At 72.7% G+C, this 18,815-nt stretch carries 19 protein-coding genes and 1 pseudogene; 12 read left to right on the top strand and 8 right to left on the bottom strand.

Annotation, left to right across the window (positions count from 1 at the left end; translation table 11 throughout):
* Nucleotides 1–46: 46 nt before the first annotated feature.
* The 7 genes from AC1RSJ_RS10735 to ilvA all read left to right on the top strand — a co-directional run bounded on the left by AC1RSJ_RS10735 (nucleotide 47) and on the right by ilvA (nucleotide 7,910).
* Nucleotides 47–1,216, top strand: coding sequence for a TIGR03364 family FAD-dependent oxidoreductase (locus AC1RSJ_RS10735; protein ID WP_493118371.1), 1,170 nt, complete (start codon nucleotides 47–49; stop codon nucleotides 1,214–1,216).
* 106 nt (nucleotides 1,217–1,322) lie between these two features.
* Nucleotides 1,323–2,459: an ABC transporter substrate-binding protein gene (locus tag AC1RSJ_RS10730; RefSeq protein ID WP_493118370.1), complete on the top strand. Its 1,137-nt coding sequence runs from the start codon at nucleotides 1,323–1,325 to the stop codon at nucleotides 2,457–2,459.
* A gap of 4 nt (nucleotides 2,460–2,463) precedes the next feature.
* Complete coding sequence (locus tag AC1RSJ_RS10725) at nucleotides 2,464–3,432, top strand: ABC transporter permease (RefSeq protein ID WP_493118369.1); 969 nt, start codon at nucleotides 2,464–2,466, stop codon at nucleotides 3,430–3,432.
* Nucleotides 3,429–4,322, top strand: a complete 894-nt coding sequence (locus AC1RSJ_RS10720; RefSeq protein ID WP_493118368.1) for an ABC transporter permease — start codon at nucleotides 3,429–3,431, stop codon at nucleotides 4,320–4,322. The genes AC1RSJ_RS10725 and AC1RSJ_RS10720 overlap by 4 nt, the downstream gene beginning before the upstream one ends.
* Complete coding sequence (locus tag AC1RSJ_RS10715; RefSeq protein ID WP_493118367.1) at nucleotides 4,319–5,395, top strand: ABC transporter ATP-binding protein; 1,077 nt, start codon at nucleotides 4,319–4,321, stop codon at nucleotides 5,393–5,395. The genes AC1RSJ_RS10720 and AC1RSJ_RS10715 overlap by 4 nt, the downstream gene beginning before the upstream one ends.
* 102 nt (nucleotides 5,396–5,497) lie before the next feature.
* On the top strand, nucleotides 5,498–6,655 hold the full coding sequence (locus AC1RSJ_RS10710; protein ID WP_493118366.1) for an AI-2E family transporter: 1,158 nt from the start codon (nucleotides 5,498–5,500) through the stop codon (nucleotides 6,653–6,655).
* Nucleotides 6,648–7,910 carry a threonine ammonia-lyase gene (gene ilvA / locus AC1RSJ_RS10705; protein WP_493118365.1) on the top strand — a complete coding sequence of 421 codons (1,263 nt, stop codon included), beginning with the start codon at nucleotides 6,648–6,650 and terminating at the stop codon, nucleotides 7,908–7,910. Before AC1RSJ_RS10710 ends, ilvA begins: the two co-directional genes overlap by 8 nt.
* Before the next feature lie 63 nt (nucleotides 7,911–7,973).
* On the opposite strand, the gene greA is transcribed toward ilvA, so the two are convergent.
* Both greA and AC1RSJ_RS10695 read right to left on the bottom strand, forming a co-directional pair.
* On the bottom strand, nucleotides 7,974–8,465 hold the full coding sequence (gene greA, locus AC1RSJ_RS10700; RefSeq protein ID WP_493118364.1) for a transcription elongation factor GreA: 492 nt from the start codon (nucleotides 8,463–8,465) through the stop codon (nucleotides 7,974–7,976).
* Nucleotides 8,466–8,580: 115 nt separating this feature from the next.
* Entirely contained in the window at nucleotides 8,581–8,988 is a 408-nt protein-coding gene (locus AC1RSJ_RS10695; protein WP_493118363.1) for a DUF4307 domain-containing protein, read from the bottom strand.
* A gap of 75 nt (nucleotides 8,989–9,063) precedes the next feature.
* Between AC1RSJ_RS10695 and AC1RSJ_RS10690 the strand changes: the two genes are divergently transcribed.
* The gene (locus AC1RSJ_RS10690; protein ID WP_493118362.1) at nucleotides 9,064–9,300 is read left to right on the top strand and encodes a hypothetical protein; all 237 of its coding nucleotides are present in this window, start codon (nucleotides 9,064–9,066) and stop codon (nucleotides 9,298–9,300) included.
* Between the two features lie 80 nt (nucleotides 9,301–9,380).
* On the opposite strand, the gene trhA is transcribed toward AC1RSJ_RS10690, so the two are convergent.
* A complete protein-coding gene (gene trhA / locus AC1RSJ_RS10685; RefSeq protein WP_493118361.1) occupies nucleotides 9,381–10,091 on the bottom strand; it encodes a PAQR family membrane homeostasis protein TrhA in 711 nt (236 codons plus the stop codon).
* A gap of 63 nt (nucleotides 10,092–10,154) precedes the next feature.
* Here trhA and AC1RSJ_RS10680 point away from each other — a divergent pair, with 63 nt between their 5' ends.
* The 4 genes from AC1RSJ_RS10680 to AC1RSJ_RS10665 all read left to right on the top strand — a co-directional run bounded on the left by AC1RSJ_RS10680 (nucleotide 10,155) and on the right by AC1RSJ_RS10665 (nucleotide 14,376).
* Nucleotides 10,155–10,940, top strand: a complete 786-nt coding sequence (locus AC1RSJ_RS10680) for an isoprenyl transferase (protein ID WP_493118360.1) — start codon at nucleotides 10,155–10,157, stop codon at nucleotides 10,938–10,940.
* A gap of 16 nt (nucleotides 10,941–10,956) precedes the next feature.
* Complete coding sequence (locus AC1RSJ_RS10675) at nucleotides 10,957–12,084, top strand: aminotransferase class V-fold PLP-dependent enzyme (RefSeq protein ID WP_493118359.1); 1,128 nt, start codon at nucleotides 10,957–10,959, stop codon at nucleotides 12,082–12,084.
* 240 nt (nucleotides 12,085–12,324) lie between these two features.
* Nucleotides 12,325–13,665, top strand: coding sequence for an RNA 5'-3' helicase PhoH2 (gene phoH2 / locus AC1RSJ_RS10670; protein ID WP_493118464.1), 1,341 nt, complete (start codon nucleotides 12,325–12,327; stop codon nucleotides 13,663–13,665).
* A 156-nt stretch (nucleotides 13,666–13,821) separates the two neighbouring features.
* Nucleotides 13,822–14,376, top strand: a complete 555-nt coding sequence (locus AC1RSJ_RS10665; RefSeq protein WP_493118358.1) for a prepilin peptidase — start codon at nucleotides 13,822–13,824, stop codon at nucleotides 14,374–14,376.
* 14 nt (nucleotides 14,377–14,390) lie between these two features.
* On the opposite strand, the gene AC1RSJ_RS10660 is transcribed toward AC1RSJ_RS10665, so the two are convergent.
* From AC1RSJ_RS10660 to xseA, 5 genes and pseudogenes are all read right to left on the bottom strand, one after another.
* Nucleotides 14,391–15,800 carry a class II fumarate hydratase gene (locus tag AC1RSJ_RS10660; protein WP_493118357.1) on the bottom strand — a complete coding sequence of 470 codons (1,410 nt, stop codon included), beginning with the start codon at nucleotides 15,798–15,800 and terminating at the stop codon, nucleotides 14,391–14,393.
* Between the two features lie 60 nt (nucleotides 15,801–15,860).
* On the bottom strand, nucleotides 15,861–16,451 hold the full coding sequence (locus tag AC1RSJ_RS10655; RefSeq protein ID WP_493118463.1) for a carbonic anhydrase: 591 nt from the start codon (nucleotides 16,449–16,451) through the stop codon (nucleotides 15,861–15,863).
* Between the two features lie 96 nt (nucleotides 16,452–16,547).
* Entirely contained in the window at nucleotides 16,548–17,180 is a 633-nt protein-coding gene (locus AC1RSJ_RS10650; protein ID WP_493118356.1) for a DUF4245 domain-containing protein, read from the bottom strand.
* A gap of 7 nt (nucleotides 17,181–17,187) precedes the next feature.
* Nucleotides 17,188–17,478 (bottom strand): exodeoxyribonuclease VII small subunit, encoded by a 291-nt coding sequence (locus tag AC1RSJ_RS10645; RefSeq protein WP_493118355.1) that lies wholly within the window; start codon nucleotides 17,476–17,478, stop codon nucleotides 17,188–17,190.
* Nucleotides 17,448–18,723: pseudogene (gene xseA, locus AC1RSJ_RS10640) on the bottom strand (exodeoxyribonuclease VII large subunit); the annotation flags it as partial. The pseudogene xseA and the gene AC1RSJ_RS10645, both read right to left, overlap by 31 nt.
* Nucleotides 18,724–18,815: the final 92 nt, after the last annotated feature.

Below are 18,815 nucleotides of genomic sequence, written 5' to 3'. Positions count from 1 at the left end.
TGTGGACTCGGGTCCGCCCGCGCCGCGAGCGCGGCAGAGTTCCGGGGTGGACAGCACGATCGCGGACAGCACCCCCAGGTCGGATCTCGTCATCGTCGGGGCGGGCATCGCGGGGCTCGCGCACGCGGTCGCGGCCGTGCGGCGCGGGCTCGGCGTCACCATCCTCGAGCGCGACAGCCGGGCGGTCGGCGCTTCGGTGCGCAACTTCGGGCACGCCTGCGTGACCGCGCAGAGCGGCGACCTGCTGCTGCTCGCGCAGACCGCCCGCGAGATCTGGCTCGAGACGGCGTCGCGGGCCGGCTTCTGGGCGCGGCCCGCCGGCGGGCTCGCGGTCGCGCGCTCGGCGGCCGAGCTCGCCGTGCTCGAGGAGCTCACGGCCTCGCGGGACGGCGAGCAGGTGCGGATGCTCGACGCCGGCGACGTGCGGACCGCGCTCGGCGGCGATCCCGACCCGGCCATCGTCGGCGGCGCCGCGCTGCGCGACGACCTGCGGGTCGACCCACGGGAGGCGGTCGCCGCGATCGCCGCCTGGCTCGAGACGCTGCCCGGCGTCCGCATCCTCTGGCGCACCGCGTACCTCGGCACGGACGGCGACCGCGTGTCGACGAGCCGGGGCGTGCTCCTCGCCGACCGCACCATCGTGTGCGTCGGGCACGACCTCGACCTGCTGCGCCCCGAGCTCGCCGACGCCGTCGGGATGGAGCGCTGCGCGCTGCAGATGGCGCTCGTCCGCCTGCCCGACGACCGGCGGATCGGGCCGGCAGTGCTCACCGGCACGTCGATGCTGCGCTACCCGGCGTTCGCGGAGACCGCCGCGGCGGCCCTGCTGCGCGAGGAGGTCGAGCGCACCGCCCCCGAGCTGCTCGCGATCGGCGCCAACGTCATGCTCACGCAGCGGCCGGACGGCACGCTGCTCGTCGGCGACAGCCACGCCTACGGCCTCAGCCACGGCCCGTTCCTCGACGAGGAGTGGAGCGGCACGCTGCTGGCCGCCATCGCGCGGCTGCTCGGCGTCCCCGGTGTGACGGTGCTCCAGCGCTGGCAGGGCGTCTACGCCTCGAGCCCGCGCCAGCCGTTCGTCATCCTGCCGGTCGACGACACCACGACCGCGGTCAGCATCACCTCCGGCGTCGGCATGACGATCTCGTTCGGGGTGGCGGAGCGCACCTTCGAGGGGCTGGGTATGCCCCGGTCGGTCACCGGCGGTTCACCGTGACGGCGTCAGCGCGTCACCTGATGCGCGAATCATCCGAGGGTCGCGCCCCCGGCGACATGCCTTCCCACAGCGAGGCGGCCCGGGCGCACGAAGGGAAGAACCCGACATGAAGACCCGTTCGCTCGCCGGCGTCGCGCTGGCCGCGTTCGTCGCCGTCTCCCTCGCCGCGTGCGCGGGGACGAGCGCAGGATCCTCCGACTCCGGATCGACGATCAGCAAGGCCGACGCCGCCAAGGCCACCTCGGCCGAGGACTTCGGCGGCATCGACGGCCTCGTCGAGGCCGCGAAGGCCGAGGGCGAGCTCAACGTCATCACGCTCCCGCCGAGCTGGGCCAACTACGGCAAGATCATCGACGGCTTCGAGAAGAAGTACGGCATCAAGATCAACTCGGCCAACCCGGACGGCTCCAGCGCCGACGAGATCGCCGCCGCGAAGGCTCAGAAGGGCCAGTCGACCGCCCCCGACGTCTTCGACCTCGGCACCGCGGTGCTGCAGGAGAACGTCGACCTCATGGCGCCGTACAAGGTCGCCAACTGGGACGACATCCCCGACGACTACAAGGACGCCGACGGCGCCTGGTACTACGACTACACCGGCGTGATGTCGATCGGCTACGACAGCTCGGTCATCAAGAAGGCCCCCAAGTCGATCGACGACCTGCTCGGCGCCGACTACAAGGGCAAGGTCTCCATCAAGGGCGACCCGACCCAGGCGAACGAGGCCGCGAGCGCCGTCTACTGGGCCGCCCTCCAGAACGGCGGCAGCGCCGACGACATCCAGAAGGGCGTCGACTTCTTCTCCGACCTGAAGAAGGCCGGCAACTACCAGGCCGTCACGCCGACCCAGGCGACCGTCGCCTCCGGCGAGACCCCGGTCGTCATCCAGTGGAGCTACAACAACCTCGCCTGGGGCGGGTCGAACAACTCCAATTACAAGACGGTGATCCTGTCCGGCAGCGCCCTCGGCAGCTACTACAACCAGGCCATCAACGCCGACGCCCCGCACCCGGCCGCCGCCCGCCTCTGGGAGGAGTGGATCTACTCCGCCGAGGTGCAGAACCTCTACCTCGCGTCCGGCGCCTTCCCCGCCACCTTCGACGCGATGCAGGCGGCCGGCACGGTCGACGCCGCGGCGCTGAAGGCCGCCGGCGGCGCGCCGAAGGGCCTCGAGCAGCTGACCGCCGACCAGGCCACGCAGGCCGCCACGCTGCTCGGCAGCAAGTGGGCCTCGGCGATCGCCTGATCCGATGACCGCCCTCGCTGAGCACACCGGTTCGGCCGACGCCGCCGACTCCGGCACCGCACGCGGCGGCACCGCTCGCGGCGCCGGGGGCCCACGCCCCCGGCGCCGCGGCGCGGCCTGGCTCGGACTCGCGCCGTTCGCGGTGTACGTCGTCCTGTTCCTGGCCGTGCCCGCGGCCCTGGCCGTGGCGAGCGGCTTCTTCGACAGCGAGGGCGTGCTCACGTTCGCGAACTTCGCCGCGCTGGGGAATCCGAGCATCCTCGACGACCTCTGGGCCTCGGTCTGGATCTCGCTCGTCACCGCGATCGTCGGCGGGGCGGTCGGCGCGCTCATCTGCTACGCGCTGCTCGGCATGCGCAGCGACGGCTGGCTGCGCACCGTCGTCGACTCCGCGTCGAGTGTGCTCGCCCAGTTCGGCGGCGTCATGCTCGCATTCGCGTTCATCGCGACGATCGGCGCCAAGGGCCTCATCACGACCTGGCTGGTGCAGGCCGGCTGGATCGAGAACCCGTTCAACAGCTTCAACGGCGGCGGGGTGATGATCTACCAGATCCCCGGCCTGCTCGTGATCTACCTCTACTTCCAGATCCCGCTCATGGTGCTGACGTTCCTGCCGGCGCTCGAGGGGCTCAAGTCGACCTGGGCGGAGGCGAACGCCACGCTCGGCGGCACGCGCAGCCAGTACTGGCTGCGCATCGGCTTCCCGGTACTCGCGCCCGCGTTCTTCGGCAGCCTGATCCTGCTGTTCGCGAACTCCTTCTCGTCCTACGCGACGGCGGCCGCGCTCGTGTCGCAGGGCGGCATCCTGCCCCTCGCCATCCGCCAGCAGCTCACCAGCGAGACGATCATCGGCGTCGCGAACGTCGCCGGCGTGCTCGCGCTGGCGATGGTGATCGTGATGATCGTGCTCATGACCGCGTACGCGGCGCTGCAGCGGCGCAGCGCACGCTGGCAGACGGGAGACCGGCGATGACCGTCGCGAACGCCACCACCGCCGATCTGGTCGAGCCGGTCGGCGCCGGCCGCCCGCGGCGCGCCCCGCGCTACTCGGCCGCGCCCTCACGGCCGACGTCCCTGATCATCCTCATCACGGCCGGCGTGCTGTTCCTGGTGCCGATCGCCGCGATGCTCGAGTTCTCGTTCCGCGACGGCCAGCCGATCGACGGCGTGCAGAAGTACGGCGTGCTGCACTACCTCGCCGTGTTCGATCCCGCGAACAGCTACACCTACAGCGAGCTGTTCGAGGGCATCGGCAACTCGCTGCTCATCTGCGTGCTCACGGTCGCGATCGTGCTCGTGCTGCTGCTGCCGGCGATGATCCTGGTCGAGCTCCGCTACCCGCGGCTGCGTCCGGTGCTCGAGTTCGTCTGCATCATCCCGATCACGATCCCGTCGATCGTGCTCGTCGTCGGCTTCGTGCCCGTCTACTCCGTGGTGGCGCAGGTCTTCGGCAGCTACCCCTGGACCATGGCCTTCGCCGTCGGCGTCATCGTGCTGCCGTACGCGTTCAGGCCGATCGCGGCGAACATGGCCGGGGTCGAGCTCGTCGTGCTCAGCGAGGCGAGCCGGTCGCTCGGCGCGAGCTGGGGCGCGACGCTGTTCGCGGTGATCCTGCCGAACCTGCGCCGCGGCATCCTCTCCGCCTGCTTCATCACGATCGCGGTCGTGCTCGGCGAGTACACGATCGCCTCGTTCCTCAGCCAGAACACGTTCCAGACCGCGCTCGTGCTCATCAACCACACCGACGCGTACGTCTCCGTCATCTTCGCCGTGCTGGCGCTGCTGTTCGGCTTCGTGCTCCTGCTCGTCATCGGCCGCGTGGGCGCGGTCGGCACCCGACGCGACTCCCGGAGGACCGCATGACCATCGAGACCCGCACCGCCGCCCCTGCCTCGCTCGCCGCCGGCACTGGCGCCCGCGTCGAGCTGCGCAACGTCATCAAGGACTACGCGGGCCACCGCGCCCTGACCGGCGTGAACCTCACCATGGAGCCGGGGGAGTTCATCGCCCTGCTCGGCCCCTCGGGCTGCGGCAAGACGACCGTGCTGCGCGCGCTCTCCGGACTCGAGACGATCACGGAGGGCCGCATCGTCATCGACGGCGCCGACGTCGCGTCGGTGCCGGTGAACAAGCGCGACATCGGCATGGTGTTCCAGGCCTACTCGCTGTTCCCGCACATGACGGCCCAGCAGAACGTCGAGTACGGGCTGCGGATGCGCAAGGTCGGCGCCGCGGACCGCCGGCGCCGTGCGTCGGAGGCGCTCGACATGGTCGGACTCGGCCACCTCGGCGCCCGCTTCGCGCACCAGATGTCTGGCGGCCAGCAGCAGCGCGTCGCGCTCGCCCGCGCTCTCGTCACCCGCCCCCGCGTGCTGCTCCTCGACGAGCCGCTGTCGGCGCTCGACGCGAAGGTGCGCGTGCAGCTGCGCGACGAGATCCGCCGCATCCAGACCGAGCTCGGCATCACCACCCTGTTCGTCACGCACGACCAGGAGGAGGCGCTCGCCGTCGCCGACCGGGTCGCCGTGATGCGCGAGGGCAACATCGAGCAGATCGGCAGCCCGGAGGACCTCTACACGCGGCCCGCGACGTCGTTCGTCGCCACCTTCGTGGGGCTCTCGAATCCGCTCGAGGCGGAGCTGCGCGGCGAGGTCGTCTCGGTGCTCGGCCACGACCTGCCGCTGCTCGGCACCGGCCCGGCCGACGGCCCGGTGATCGCGTACGTGCGCCCCGAGGACGTGCTGCTCGCCGCCGACGGCATCCCGGCCACGGTCGTCGTGTCGAGCTTCCTCGGCTCGCTCCGCCGCACCCAGGTGCGCCTCGAGGACGGCACCCTGCTGCTCGTGCAGCACGAGGTCGGCACGCTGCTGCAGCCCGGCGACGCCGTGCACCTGGCGCTCGCGCCGCGTGCGGTGAGCACGGCTCCGCGCCCCTGACCCGCCCTCGTCGCATCCGGTCGGGACGCCCGATCCTGCGCGTCGGATCCGGGCGTCCCGCGTCGCGGCGGACGCCCGGATCGCGCCGCCTACACTGATCGCGTGGCCGTATTCCGATCCCGTGATGAGCGGAAGAACGACGCCCTGCGCCGCGAGACCGTCGACTCCGTCCCGCCGGGCATGCGCATCGCCGCGGCCTGGTCGTGGCGCATCCTCGTCGTCGCGGCGGCGCTCGCCCTGCTCGGCTTCGTCGTCGTGCAGCTCAATCTCATCGCCGTGCCGTTCTTCGTGGCCGTCGTGCTCGCCGCGCTGCTCGTGCCGTTCTCGAACTGGCTGCAGCGGCACCGCTGGCCGAAGTGGGCCGCGGTCGCGCTGTGCGAGGTGGGCGTGCTGCTCATCGTCGGCGGCCTCCTCACGCTCGTGGTGCAGCAGATCCGCAGCGCCTACCCGGCGCTGAAGAAGCAGACCGAGACGCGCTACGACGACCTCACCGCCTGGCTGCACGGCCCGCCGTTCTCCCTGACGGACAAGGACATCCAGGGCTACCTCGACAGCCTGTGGTCGAGCCTGCAGTCCGATTCGTCGGGGCTGCTCAGCGGCGCGCTCGGCGTCGGCTCCACCGCCGGGCACGTGCTCGCGGGCGCGCTGCTCGTGCTCTTCTCGACGCTGTTCATCCTCATCGACGGGCGGCGCATCTTCGCCTGGGTCGTGCGGCTGTTCCCGAAGCGGGCGCGCACGGCCGTCTACGGCGCCGGGGAGGCCGGCTGGGCGACGCTCACCTCGTTCGTGAAGGTGCAGATCTTCGTCGCCTTCGTCGATGCGGTCGGCATCGGCCTCGGCGCCTTCATCCTCGGGCTGTTCACCGGCGGCTTCCCGCTCGTGATCCCGATCACCGTGCTCGTGTTCCTCGGCTCGTTCATCCCCGTCGTCGGCGCGGTGCTGTCCGGCGTGCTCGCCGTGTTCGTCGCGCTCGTGTTCCTCGGCCCGATCCCGGCGCTCGTCATGCTCGGCATCGTGATCCTCGTGCAGCAGGTCGAGGGCCATGTGCTGCAGCCCTTCGTCATGGGCAGCGCGGTGAAGATCCACCCGCTCGCCGTCGTGCTCGCCGTGGCGGGCTTCGGCTTCGTCGCGGGCATCCCCGGCGCGTTCTTCGCCGTGCCGCTCATCGCGACGCTCAACGTGATGGTGGGCTACGTCGCCCGGGGCGAGTGGCGCACCAACCCGCATCCCGATGCCGAGGACGTGACGACCCGTGTCTGACCCCGCCGTGACCGCCTCCGCCGGCCGCACCGTCCCCGGTCCGAGCCTGCGCGAGATCGAGGAGGCCGCGGCCCGACTCGCGGACGTCGTCTGGCGCACGCCGATGGAGACCTCGCGCTACCTCGACGCGACCGCGGGGGTGCAGGTGCACCTCAAGGCCGAGAACCTGCAGCGCACCGGCTCGTACAAGATCCGCGGCGCGTTCAACCGGCTCTCGCGCCTGTCGCCGGAGGAGCGCTCGCGCGGCGTCGTGGCGGCCTCCGCCGGCAACCACGCCCAGGGCGTCGCGCTCGCCGCCCGCGAGCTCGGCATCAAGGCCACGATCTTCATGCCGGTCGGCGTCGCCCTGCCGAAGCTGCAGGCGACCCGCGACTACGGCGCGGACGTGGTGCTCGAGGGCACGATCGTCGACGAGACGCTCCGAGCCGCCGCCGAGTTCGCCGAGCGCACCGGCGCGGTGATCATCCCGCCGTTCGACCACCCGGACGTCGTCGCCGGGCAGGGCACGCTCGCCCTCGAGATCCTCGAGCAGGTGCCCGAGGTCGAGAACGTCATCGTGCCGATCGGCGGCGGCGGGCTGATCAGCGGCATCGCCAGCGGATTCGCCCAGCTCGAGCCGCGGATCGGGCGCCCGGTGCGGGTGCTCGGCGTGCAGCCCGCCACCTCGGCCGCGTACCTGCCGTCGCTGCAGGCCGGGCATCCGGTGACGATCAAGACCTCGCCGACCATCTCCGACGGCACGCTCGTCGGACGGCCGGGCGCCCTGAACTTCGAGATCGTGCAGCAGACCGTCGAGCAGATCGTCGCCGTGCACGACGACGACACGGCCCGCGCGCTCGTGGTGCTGCTCGAGCGCGCGAAGCTCGTGGTCGAGCCCTCCGGCGCCATGGGCGTCGCGGCGCTGCTCACCGGCCAGCTGCGGGTCGACGGCCCGACGGTCGTCGTGCTCTCGGGCGGCAACATCGACCCGATGGTGATGGAGCGGGTGATCAGCCGCGGTCTCGCCGCCTCGGCGCGCTACCTGAGGGTGAACATCCCGCTGCCCGACCGGCCCGGGCAGCTCGCGATCATCTCGCGGCTCATCGCCGACGCGAACGCCAACGTCGTCGAGGTGCTGCACACCCGCCACGGCATCGGCCTGCAGATCAGCGAGGTCGAGATCGAGATCCACATGGAGACCCGCGGGGCCGACCACGCCGAGCACGTGCTGCACGTGCTGCGCGAGGCCGGCTACCGCCCCCGCGTCGAGAGCTGAGGCGCCCCGGACGACGACGCGCCCGCCCGGATCCCGGGCGGGCGCGTCACGTCTCGGCGGCGGTCAGCCGTGGAAGGTCTCGACCTGCTCGATCTCGACCGGGATCTCGCGGCCGTTCGGCGCGGTGTAGGTCGTCTTCTGGCCGATCTCGAGGCCGAGGATGGCCTGGCCGAGCGCGCTCGTCGACGGGTAGACCTGCAGGTCGGTGTCGCCGGAGGCGATCTCGCGGCTCGCGAGCAGGAAGCGGGTCGAGTCGCCGGCGATCTTCGCCGTCACGACGGTGCCGTTCTCGACGACGCCGTGGCTCTCCGGGGCCTCGCCGACGGTGGCGTGTCGCAGCAGCTCGGTGAGCTGGCGGATGCGGGCCTCGATCTTGCCCTGCTCGTCCTTCGCGGCGTGGTAGCCGCCGTTCTCCTTGAGGTCGCCCTCCTCGCGCGCCGACTCGATCTTCTTCGCGATGTCGAGGCGCGCGGGACCGCTCAGCTGCTCGAGCTCCGCCGACAGGCGGTCGTAGGACTCCTGGGTCAGCCAGGTGGTGCTCGTGGTGTCGGTCATGGATGCTCCTCACGATCGCCGACGGCTCGGGAAGGATCCGCCTCGATCACAAATATGAAGACCGGCCGCGTCTGCCGGCCGGTCCTGTGCCCGCCCTCGGCGGGGTCGGGTCAGTCTAGGTCAGCCAGCAGCGGTAGATCAATCCGGTGACAGGCGGCTCAGAGGTTCGCACCGTCTCGGTCAGCCGCCGCACGCGGGTCTCGGATGCGGGCACCTCGACGACCTTCCAGCCCACGATCGTCTTGTCCTCGTCGAGCGCCTCGACGGCGCAGCTGACCGGCCGGCCGACGGGGGAGTTGAGCTCCCAGGTGGCGGTCGCGGTGTCCGTCGTGAGGGTGTAGCCGAGGTCGCGGGTCTCGAGCTCCGCGTCCGGCGAGGCGAGCCCCACCCACACGACCCAGGCGACCGTGACGACGAGCACCGCGGCGCCGGCGACGACCGCCCAGACCCGGGCGCGGATGCGGCGGCCGCGCGTGCGGCCGTAGCGCGCGTCCAGCCGCGTGCCGGTCGTCCGCTCGGTCATCGTGCTCCTCGTCGCCGTCTACCCTGGGACCAGGGTATTCGGCCGCAGCTGAGGGGCCGACCCGGAGGAGGCCCCGTGCTCGCGCAGCTCGCCGCGATCGTCGTCGCGAAGACCCCGCCGCCGTCGACCGTGCCGGACGACCAGGTCACGCCGGGTGTCTGGGGCTTCGTCATCACCGCGGCCGTCGCCGTGGCCGTCGTGCTGCTCGTCATCGACATGACGCGCCGCATCCGCCGCGTGCGCTACCGCGAGCAGATCCTCGCCGACATCGCGGCCGAGCAGGCCGTCGACGGCGACGAGCCGCGTCCGTAGACCGCCGCCGACGCGCAACGCCTCGGCGGGCTGGAGGACCGCGCCAACCGAGAAGACTGGCGACCGAGAAGACCGGCGACCTAGAAGACCGGCGGGTTCATCGAGACGAGCAGGATGCCCGTCCACTGGCACAGGAACGCGATCACCGTGCAGGTGTGGAACAGCTCGTGGAAGCCGAACACCCCGGGCACCGGGTTCGGCCGCTTGAAGCCGTAGAACAGCGCCCCGACCGTGTAGGCGAGCCCGCCCACGAGGATGAGGACCATCGTCGCGACGTTCGCGTTGACGAGGTCGACGATGTACAGCATCGCGGCCCAGCCGAGCAGCAGGTACAGCGGCACGTAGAGCCAGCGCGGCGCCGAGAGCCAGAAGATGCGGAAGCCGATGCCGAGCGCCGCGCCGGCCCAGACCACCGAGAGCAGGATCGCCGACTTCGGGAACGGCAGGCAGTTCACCGCGATGGGCGTGTAGGTGCCGGCGATGAGCAGGAAGATGTTCGAGTGGTCGAGGCGGCGGAACACCGCCTTCACCTTCGGCGACCAGTCGATGCGGTGGTACGTGGCGCTGATGCCGAACAGCAGCAGCGAGCTCGCCATGAAGATCGCGGCCGCCGCCTTCGCGGCGCCGCCCTCCGACAGCACGATGAGCACGACGCCGAGGGCGATCGCGAGCGGGAAGGTGCCGGCGTGGATCCAGCCGCGCCAGAGCGGCTTCGTCTCCGCCGGGTGGTGCTGGGCGGCATCCTCCACGAGCGGGACATGGTCCGGTTCGACCCGCTCGGCGCTGTCCATGCTCGGAGCATAGACCGCGTGCTCCCGGGAGCCTGTGAGGGGTCCGTGCACTACCGTGGCACCGTGCGCGAAGCCAGGGATCCCGGCGTGCGCGGCATCCTCTACGGCCTGTACCAGTCGCGCATCCGCCGGCGGCTCCAGGGGCGCAGCGTGCCGCGGCACGTGGCGATGATCATCGACGGCAACCGCCGGTGGGCACGGCAGCGCGCGCTCGAGACCGCGGCGCACGGCCACCGCGCCGGCGCCGCGAAGATGCACGAGTTCCTCGCGTGGTGCGACGGGCTCGGCATCGCCGTCGTGACCCTCTACCTGCTCTCGACCGACAACCTCCGCGGGCGCAGCCCCCAGGAGCTCGTCGAGCTGGTGCAGATCATCGCCGACCTCGCCGACGACGTCTCGCGGCAGGGCAGCTGGCGCATCCAGCACGTGGGCGCCCAGGACGCGGTGCCGGAGTCGCTGCGCGACGCGCTCGTCGCCGCGGAGGCCCGCACGGCCGGCAACACCGGCATGCACGTGAACCTCGCGGTCGGGTACGGCGGCCGCCGGGAGATCGCGGACGCCATGCGCAGCATCGTCGCGGAGCACAGCGCCTCGGGCGGCACGCTCGACGACCTGGCCGGGCTGCTCACGCCGGAGACCATCGGCGAGCACCTCTACACGCAGGGGCAGCCGGATCCCGACCTCATCATCCGCACCTCGGGCGAGCAGCGGCTCAGCGACTTCATGCTCTGGCAGAGCGCGCACAGCGAGTTCTACTTCGTGGAGGCGCTCGGCCCCGACCTCCGCGAGGTCGACTTCCTGCGCGCCCTGCGCGACTTCTCGGACCGGCACCGCCGCTTCGGGAGCTGACCCCGACGGAGATCCGATGCCGCTGACCCTCGACGAGTACGCCGCCGACTTCTCGGAGGAGCCGGGCTACCTCGACTTCGGCTTCGCCGGTCCGGTCGGGCGCGCCGTGGCGGCCGAGGAGGCCGCGCTCCGCGGGGTGCTCGAGCACGCGCGCTTCGGGGCGATGGCCGCCCTGCAGGAGCAGGAGCCGCGCGCCCGCGCGGCCGCCGCGGCGCTGCTCGGCGTCCGCCCCGACCAGGTCGCCGTGCAGCCGAACACGTCCACGGCTCTCATGCACGCGGCGTTCGGCGTGCCCGGCCGGATCGCGCTCTCGCCCGCCGAGTTCCCCGCCGTCACGTTCGCTGCCGCGCGCGCGGCCGCCGCGCTCGGCCGGCCGGCGCCGTTCGAGCTCGACACGGATCACGGCCGCGTGGCTCCCGGCGACCTCCGCGACCGGCTGCCGGGCGACGTCGTGGCCCTCGCGGTCAGCCTCGTCGACTTCCGCACCGGCGCGGTCGCCGATCTCGAGGGCATCCGCGAGGTGATCGGCGACCGGCTCCTCATCGTCGACGCGACCCAGGGCCTCGGCGTGGTGGACGCCGCCTACGGCGCCGCCGACGTCATCGCGGCCGGGGCGCAGAAGTGGCCGCGCGCGGGCTGGGGCACGGGGGTGCTGGCGCTGTCGGACCGCGCCGCCGACCGGCTCGAGCCGGTGCTGTCCGGCTTCGTCGGCACCGACCTCGACGGCATGCCGCTCGACGAGGTGCTGCCGCCCGCCCGCGGGGCCCGTGCGTTCACGATCAGCCACGCCGATCCGACCGCCGCGGCCCGGCTGGCCGTCGCGCTCGAGCGGATGTCGGAGGTCGGCGTCGACGTCGTCGCCGACCGGGTGCGCGAGCTGGCCGGCCGGATCACGGAGGTGCTCGACGCGGCCGGGATGCCCGTCGTGTCGCCGCGCGCCGACGGCGACCGAGCCGGGCTCGTGGTCGCCGCGCCGCCGCCCGAGTCGCTGACCCCGCTCGTCGCGGCACTCCACAACGCGGGCGTCTCGGCGACCAGCCGCGACGGAGCAGTTCGCTTCGGGGCGCACGTGTCGACGACCGACGAGACGATCGACCTGCTGCGCTCCGCGCTCGTGGAGTGGTCGGCCAGCCGGGTGGTCTGACGCCCGCATCGGTGTCCCCAGAACTGGTCGCGAGGATTTCACCGGATCGAAACATGCGGGTGCGTGTCGCGCCGCGCGCCGTCGTCGGCCGGGCTTAGCGTCGCACTTGTCGGACACGGCGTCCGATCGGAGCGGCCACACAAGTTCGCACCGTGAGCCCCACCGGCCGCTCTGCAAGAAGAACCGGATGCCTCATCCGGGCAAGGAGTGGTAGTGCCTGCGCTCGACAAGCCCTCTCAGATCACCACCTCCGCGCCGCGCTCGAGCGGCTCGACCGGGAAGAAGCAGGGGGAGCGCACGTACGTGCTCGACACCTCCGTGCTGCTCAGCGACCCGCGGGCGCTCTTCCGGTTCGCCGAGCACTCGGTGGTCCTCCCGATCGTCGTCGTCACGGAGCTGGAGGCGAAGCGGCACGACCCCGAGATCGGCTACTTCGCGCGCCAGGCGCTGCGGATCCTCGACGAGCTCCGCATCGAGCACGAGCGCCTCGACTTCCCGATCGGCGTCGGCGACGAGGGCGGCTCGCTCCGCGTCGAGCTCAACCACTCCAACCAGTCGGTGCTGCCCTCCGGCATGCAGCTCGGCGACAACGACTCGCGCATCCTCGCGGTCGCGCTGAACCTCAAGAACGACGGGCTGGACGTCACGGTCGTCTCGAAGGACCTCCCGCTCCGCGTGAAGGCCTCCGCGATCGGCCTCACCGCCGAGGAGTACCGCGCCGAGCTCGCCGTCGACTCCGGCTACACCGGCATCGCCGAGATCGACCTCTCGGCCGAGCAGATGTCCGACCTGTACGACGACCAGCTCGTGTCCTCCCGGCAGGTCGCCGACCTGCCGATCAACACGAGCCTCGTCATCCGCTCCGACCGCGGATCGGCCCTCGGGCGCGTGACCGCCAAGGGCGAGCTGCGCGTCGTCCGCGGCGACCGCGACGTGTTCGGGCTCCACGGCCGCAGTGCGGAGCAGCGCCTCGCGATCGACCTGCTGCTCGACCCGGAGGTCGGCATCGTGTCGCTCGGCGGCCGCGCCGGCACCGGCAAGAGCGCACTCGCCCTGTGCGCGGGCCTCGAGGCGGTGCTCGAGAAGCAGCAGCACCGCAAGATCATGGTGTTCCGCCCGCTCTACGCGGTCGGCGGCCAGGAGCTCGGCTACCTGCCCGGCGACAAGGACGAGAAGATGAGCCCGTGGGGCCAGGCGGTCTTCGACACGCTCGGCGCCCTGGTCAGCGACAACGTGCTCGAGGAGATCGTGGAGCGCGGCATGCTCGAGGTGCTGCCGCTCACGCACATCCGCGGCCGCTCGCTGCACGACGCGTTCGTGATCGTCGACGAGGCGCAGTCGCTCGAGCGGAACGTGCTGCTGACCGTGCTCTCGCGCATCGGCCAGAACTCGCGCGTCGTGCTCACGCACGACGTCGCGCAGCGCGACAACCTCCGGGTCGGCCGGCACGACGGCGTCGCAAGCGTGATCGAGACCCTGAAGGGCCACCCGCTGTTCGCCCACATCACGCTGCAGCGCTCCGAGCGCTCGGCCGTGGCGGCGCTCGTGACCGAGCTGCTGGAGTCGAACGAGCTGAACTGATCCGGTCTGCGGACCGGCACCCGGCGGGCCGGGCGGAGCGATCCGCCCGGCCCGCCGTCGTGCCGGGCGCGGGCGGGCTGGGACCTGCTGCCCCGTGGGACGGGGCCCTGTGGAGAGCGGACACGCGGCTGCGGCGCGCGTGGCTACGGTCGGCGCGTGACGGCCGTCCGGATGACTCGCGCGCCGGATGCCGCCGCGGTGCGGCGCACCGTCGTCGAGGTCGGCGCGGCCGTCGCGCTCGCGCTGCTCGTGCTCGCCGCGTCCGAGCCGGTCGCCGCGGCGACCGGCGCGGTCGCGCTGGCGGCCGTCGCGCCGGCGCTCGTCCGGACGGACGTCGTAGAGCACCGGCTGCCGAATCGGATGACCCTGCCCGCGATCGCCGCGGGTGCGTCCGGCAGCGTCCTCGTGGCGGCGACCGGCGGGGACCCGCGGCCCGCGCTGCTCTCGGCCGCGGTCACGGGCGGTCTGCTGCTCCTGCTGTCGCTCGTCGGCGGGGTGGGCATGGGCGACGTCAAGCTCGCGGTCGCGATCGGACTCGCCTCGCCGACGGCCCTGGTCGCGGTGGCGGCGCCGATGCTCGGCATCCTCGCCGGCGGGTTCGCCGGCGCCGTCGGGATCGCGCTGCGCGGCGCACGGCATCGCGTGCCGTACGGCCCGTTCCTGCTGCTCGGCTGGGCCGCCGCGCTCGCGCTGCAGGCCGCGCTCGGCTGACCTGCCGCCGGCGCCTACGGGTGCGTCATCGACGCGACGTCGAGCGCCGAGTCGAGCTGCTCCTCGGTGAGCTCGCCGCGCTCCACGAAGCCGAGGGCGACGGTCGCCTCGCGCACCGTGATCGAGTCGGCCACGGCCTTCTTCGCGATCTTGGCGGCGTTCTCGTAGCCGATGAGCTTGTTCAGCGGCGTCACGATCGAGGGCGACGACTCCGCGAGCGCACGGGCGCGCTCGAGGTTCGCCTCCAGCCCGTCGACGGTCTTGTCGGCGAGCACGCGAGTGGAGTTCGCGAGCAGGCGGATCGACTCCAGCAGGGCGGTGCCCATGACCGGGATCGCGACGTTGAGCTCGAAGGCTCCGGAGGCGCCGGCCCACGCGATGGTGGCGTCGTTGCCGATCACGCGGGCCGACACCATGAGAACGGCCTCCGGGATCACGGGGTTCACCTTGCCGGGCATGATCGACGAGCCGGGCTGGAGGTCCGGGATGTGCAGCTCGCCGAGGCCGGTGTTCGGGCCGGAGCCCATCCAGCGCAGGTCGTTGCAGATCTTCGTGAGCGAGACCGCGATGGTGCGCAGCGCGCCCGACGCCTCGACGAGCCCGTCGCGCGCGCCCTGGGCCTCGAAGTGGTCGAGCGCCTCGGTGATCGGCAGACCGGAGTCGCTCGCGAGCTCGGCGATCACCCGCTGCGGGAAGCCCGCGGGGGTGTTGATGCCGGTGCCGGTCGCGGTGCCGCCGAGCGGCACCTCCGCGACGCGGGGGAGCGCGGTGCGCACGCGCTCGATGCCGAGCCGGATCTGGCGCGCGTAGCCGCCGAACTCCTGGCCGAGCGTGACCGGGGTGGCGTCCATGAGGTGGGTGCGGCCGGACTTGACCGCGTCCTTCCACAGCGTCGCCTTCGCCTCGAGTGAGACGGCGAGGTGCTCGAGCGCCGGGATGAGGTCGGAGAGCAGCGCGCCGGTGACGGCGAGGTGCACCGAGGTCGGGAACACGTCGTTCGACGACTGCGACATGTTGACGTGGTCGTTCGGGTGCACCGGGTTCTCGCTGCGCTGCGAGGCGAGCGTCGCGAGCACCTCGTTCATGTTCATGTTCGAGGAGGTGCCGGAGCCGGTCTGGTAGGTGTCGACCGGGAACTGGTCGTGGTGGTGCCCGGCCGCGATCTCGTCGGCGGCGGACACGATCGCATCGGCCAGGCCGGCGTCGAGGATGCCGAGGTCGCGGTTCACGATCGCGGCGGCGCGCTTGATGCGGGCGAGGGCGACGATCTGCGCCGACTCGAGCCCGCTGCCCGAGATCGGGAAGTTCTCGACGGCCCGCTGCGTCTGGGCGCGGTAGAGCGCCGACGCGGGCACCCGCACCTCGCCCATGGTGTCGTGCTCGATGCGCCAGTTTCCGTCGGGGGTGGTGGCTTCGGTGCTCACGGCGTGCGGACGGCCTTCCTGCTCGGGGAGTGGTTGCTGGGGTTCTTCGGGGCGGGCCGGTCAGGCGGCCACGTCGAGCGAGCCGATGACGGTGTCCGGCATGACGCGGCCCTCGCTGAGGCGGTAGTTCGCGCCGACGATGGCCAGGGTACCGGCGGCGACGGCGTCGCTGACGATCTCGGAGCCGCGCAGCAGCTCGCCGACGGTGTCGCGGAGGTGCTCGCGGCCGACCTCGGCCGGGTCGGCGACGCCTTCGTGCGTGGCCCGCGCGACGGCGGGGGCGATCGGCGCGATGAGGTCGGCGATGTGCGGCGGCAGCGGGGTCGCATCCGGCGCCGCGGAGTCGATGGCCGCCGCGACCGCGCCGCAGGCGTCGTGCCCGAGCACGACGATGAGCGGCACCTTCAGCACGGCGACCGCGTACTCGACCGAGCCGAGCACCGACGGCGACATGACCTGACCGGCGTTGCGCACGACGAAGAGGTCGCCCAGGCCGCGGTCGAAGATGATCTCCGCCGCGAGCCGGCTGTCGCTGCAGCCGAACAGGAGGGTGTCGGGCGTCTGCTGCGCGGCGATGGCGGCGCGGCGTCCGGCGTCCTGGTGCGGATGACGCGGCGCGCCGGCCACGAAGCGGGCGTTGCCGGCCGCCATCTCATCCCAGGCGCTCTGCGGCGTTGCGGTCACGGTCGAAAGCCTCTCGAGTGGATGTGCGGTCGGTGCGGGTCGGTGCGAGGCGGCGGCGCGGGCTCAGTCGGCGTCCGCCGCGACGGCGGTCGCGAGCGTGCGGAACTCGGCGTCGGAGGCCGTGCCCGCGAGCACGACGTCGCTGCCGTCGAGCTCGGCCACGAGCGCGTAGGCGAGGTTGCCGGGGTCGTCGGCCTGCCGGCGGTCGTAGACGATCCAGTGCACGCCGCCGATCGTGATCTCGCCGGTGGCGCGGTGGTCGTCGAGCTGGGTGGCGACCCACGAGTCGTTCGCCCCGATGCCCTGCGTCATGCCGACGTACTGCGTGCCGGGCGTGAGGAACCCGACGCCCCAGGTGGGCACCTTGTCGGCCGTGTCGGCGGCGTACTCGGCGCGGTTCGCGGTCCAGCCGTCGCCGAGGCGCGGCACCACGAGGTGCACGTCGGCGGCGCCCTGCGCCTGCGAGGCGATCTCGACCCAGTCGACGTCGGCGCGGCGCGACCCCTGGTCGGGGCGCACGACGACGAGCACGAGGAACGCGACGATCGCGAGCGACGCGACGAGCGCGATGACGAGGTTGAACCAGGTCTGGTTCGCGCGGCGGGCGGCGCTGGCGACTGCCTTGCGGTCGGCGGTCTCCTGCGGGGTCTCGGGGCGGCCGAGCTCCGCGACGACGCGGGGGGCGTTCCTGCTCATCGGGAGGTCACGCTCCGCTCCCGTCGGCGACGGCGGCCGTGCGGGCGGCGTCGAGTCGCGCCTTCGCGCCGAGCAGCCACTCCTCGCAGCGGCGCGAGAGCGCCTCGCCGCGCTCCCAGAGCGCAAGCGACTGCTCGAGCGTCGCGGAGCCCTGCTCGAGCTCGCCCACGACGCGGATCAGCTCGTCGCGCGCCTGCTCGTACGAGAGCTCGGCCACCTCGGCATCCGCGGCGCCGGTGGCCGGCGTCGCGGCGCCCGAGGACGCGGCGGACGGGCTGTCGGCGGGGGTGCTGGCCACGCTCCGATCCTACCCGCGGCCCCCGGCCGGCTCGCCCGGGCCGTCGACGACGGTGGAGAACGCGCCATCGGCGACGGTGACCCGCAGCACCGTGCCGGGTGCCGCCTCCGCTGCGGCGCGGACCGCGGTGCCGTCCGGCAGCTGCGCGACCGCGTAGCCGCGCTGCAGCGTGCTCTGCGGGCTCAGCGCGCGCAGCCGGCCGGTGAGCTCGCCGACGCGGGCGTGCGCGCGCTCGAGCCGGGTGTCCATGAGCTGGACGCCGGCAGCGACGAGCCGGGTGAGCTCCTCGGCTCGCGAGTCCACCAGCCGGCGCGGGTCGGCGAGCACGGGCCGGGAGCGCAGGTGCCCGAGCAGGTCGATCTGCGCCGACAGCAGCTGCGAGACCCGCCCGGAGAGCCGGGCACGCGCCTGCTGCACGCGAGCGAGCTCCTCGGCGACGTCGGGCACGACGCGCTTGGCGGCGTCCGTCGGCGTGGAGGCGCGGAGGTCGGCCACCTCGTCGAGCAGGGGCCGGTCGTTCTCGTGCCCGATCGCGCTGACCACCGGCGTCGTGCACTCGGCGACCGCGCGGATGAGCCGCTCGTCGCTGAAGGGCAGCAGGTTCTGGAAGTCGCCGCCGCCCCGGGCGACGATGATGACGTCGACCTCCGGATCCTGGTCGAGCGATCGGATGGCGCCGAGGACCTCGGAGGCCGCCCGGTCGCCCTGCACCGCGGCGTGACGGACCCGGAACCGGACGCTCGGCCAGCGCAGCTGCGCGTTGCGGAGCACATCCTTCTCGGCATCCGAGTCCTTGCCGGTGACGAGTCCGATGCAGTGCGGCAGGAACGGGAGGCGCGTCTTGCGGCCCGCGTCGAACAGTCCCTCGCCGGCGAGCTGGCGGCGCAGGCGCTCGAGCCGCTCGAGCAGGTCGCCGAGCCCGACGTGCTTGAGCTGCAGCACGTTCATCGAGAGCGAGCCGGTCTTCGGCCAGTACACCGGCTTGATGAGGGCGATGACGTGGTCGCCCTGTTTCCACTCGCCGGGGATGCGCGCGAGCTGGCTCGACCAGACGTTGAACGAGATCGTCGCGTCCTGGTCGAGGTCCTTCAGGCGGCCGAAGACGTTGCCGCCGGCCCCGCGGCCCCACTGCGTGATCTCGCCCTCGACCCACACGGTGCCGAGTCGGTCGATCCAGCCCTTCACCTTGCTGTTGAGCAGCGCGACGGGCCACGGCGCCTCGGCGGTGGCGGGTGCGTCGGTCACCGGGTCAGGCTACGGGACGCCCCGGACGGCCGCCGCGACGGATCCCCAGCCCCGGCACCGGCATCCGCCCAGCGGCCGTCCGTAGAATCGAG

The sequence above is a fragment of the Schumannella sp. GW821-FHT10F01 genome, from assembly GCF_058809295.1.
Note: the sequence above shows the minus strand (reverse complement) of the source record. Positions and strands in the feature narration are given on the sequence as shown.

What these genes read in the sequence shown, in the direction of transcription:
- AC1RSJ_RS10725 (WP_493118369.1), top strand. Translation starts at nt 2,464, where the DNA reads ATGACCGCCCTCGCTGAGCACACCGGTTCGGCCGACGCCGCCGACTCC.
- AC1RSJ_RS10695 (WP_493118363.1), bottom strand. Translation starts at nt 8,988, where the DNA reads ATGACCGAGCGGACGACCGGCACGCGGCTGGACGCGCGCTACGGCCGC.
- AC1RSJ_RS10675 (WP_493118359.1), top strand. Translation starts at nt 10,957, where the DNA reads ATGCCGCTGACCCTCGACGAGTACGCCGCCGACTTCTCGGAGGAGCCG.
- greA (WP_493118364.1), bottom strand. Translation starts at nt 8,465, where the DNA reads ATGACCGACACCACGAGCACCACCTGGCTGACCCAGGAGTCCTACGAC.
- AC1RSJ_RS10655 (WP_493118463.1), bottom strand. Translation starts at nt 16,451, where the DNA reads ATGGCGGCCGGCAACGCCCGCTTCGTGGCCGGCGCGCCGCGTCATCCG.
- AC1RSJ_RS10715 (WP_493118367.1), top strand. Translation starts at nt 4,319, where the DNA reads ATGACCATCGAGACCCGCACCGCCGCCCCTGCCTCGCTCGCCGCCGGC.
- AC1RSJ_RS10720 (WP_493118368.1), top strand. Translation starts at nt 3,429, where the DNA reads ATGACCGTCGCGAACGCCACCACCGCCGATCTGGTCGAGCCGGTCGGC.
- trhA (WP_493118361.1), bottom strand. Translation starts at nt 10,091, where the DNA reads ATGGACAGCGCCGAGCGGGTCGAACCGGACCATGTCCCGCTCGTGGAG.
- AC1RSJ_RS10730 (WP_493118370.1), top strand. Translation starts at nt 1,323, where the DNA reads ATGAAGACCCGTTCGCTCGCCGGCGTCGCGCTGGCCGCGTTCGTCGCC.
- AC1RSJ_RS10650 (WP_493118356.1), bottom strand. Translation starts at nt 17,180, where the DNA reads ATGAGCAGGAACGCCCCCCGCGTCGTCGCGGAGCTCGGCCGCCCCGAG.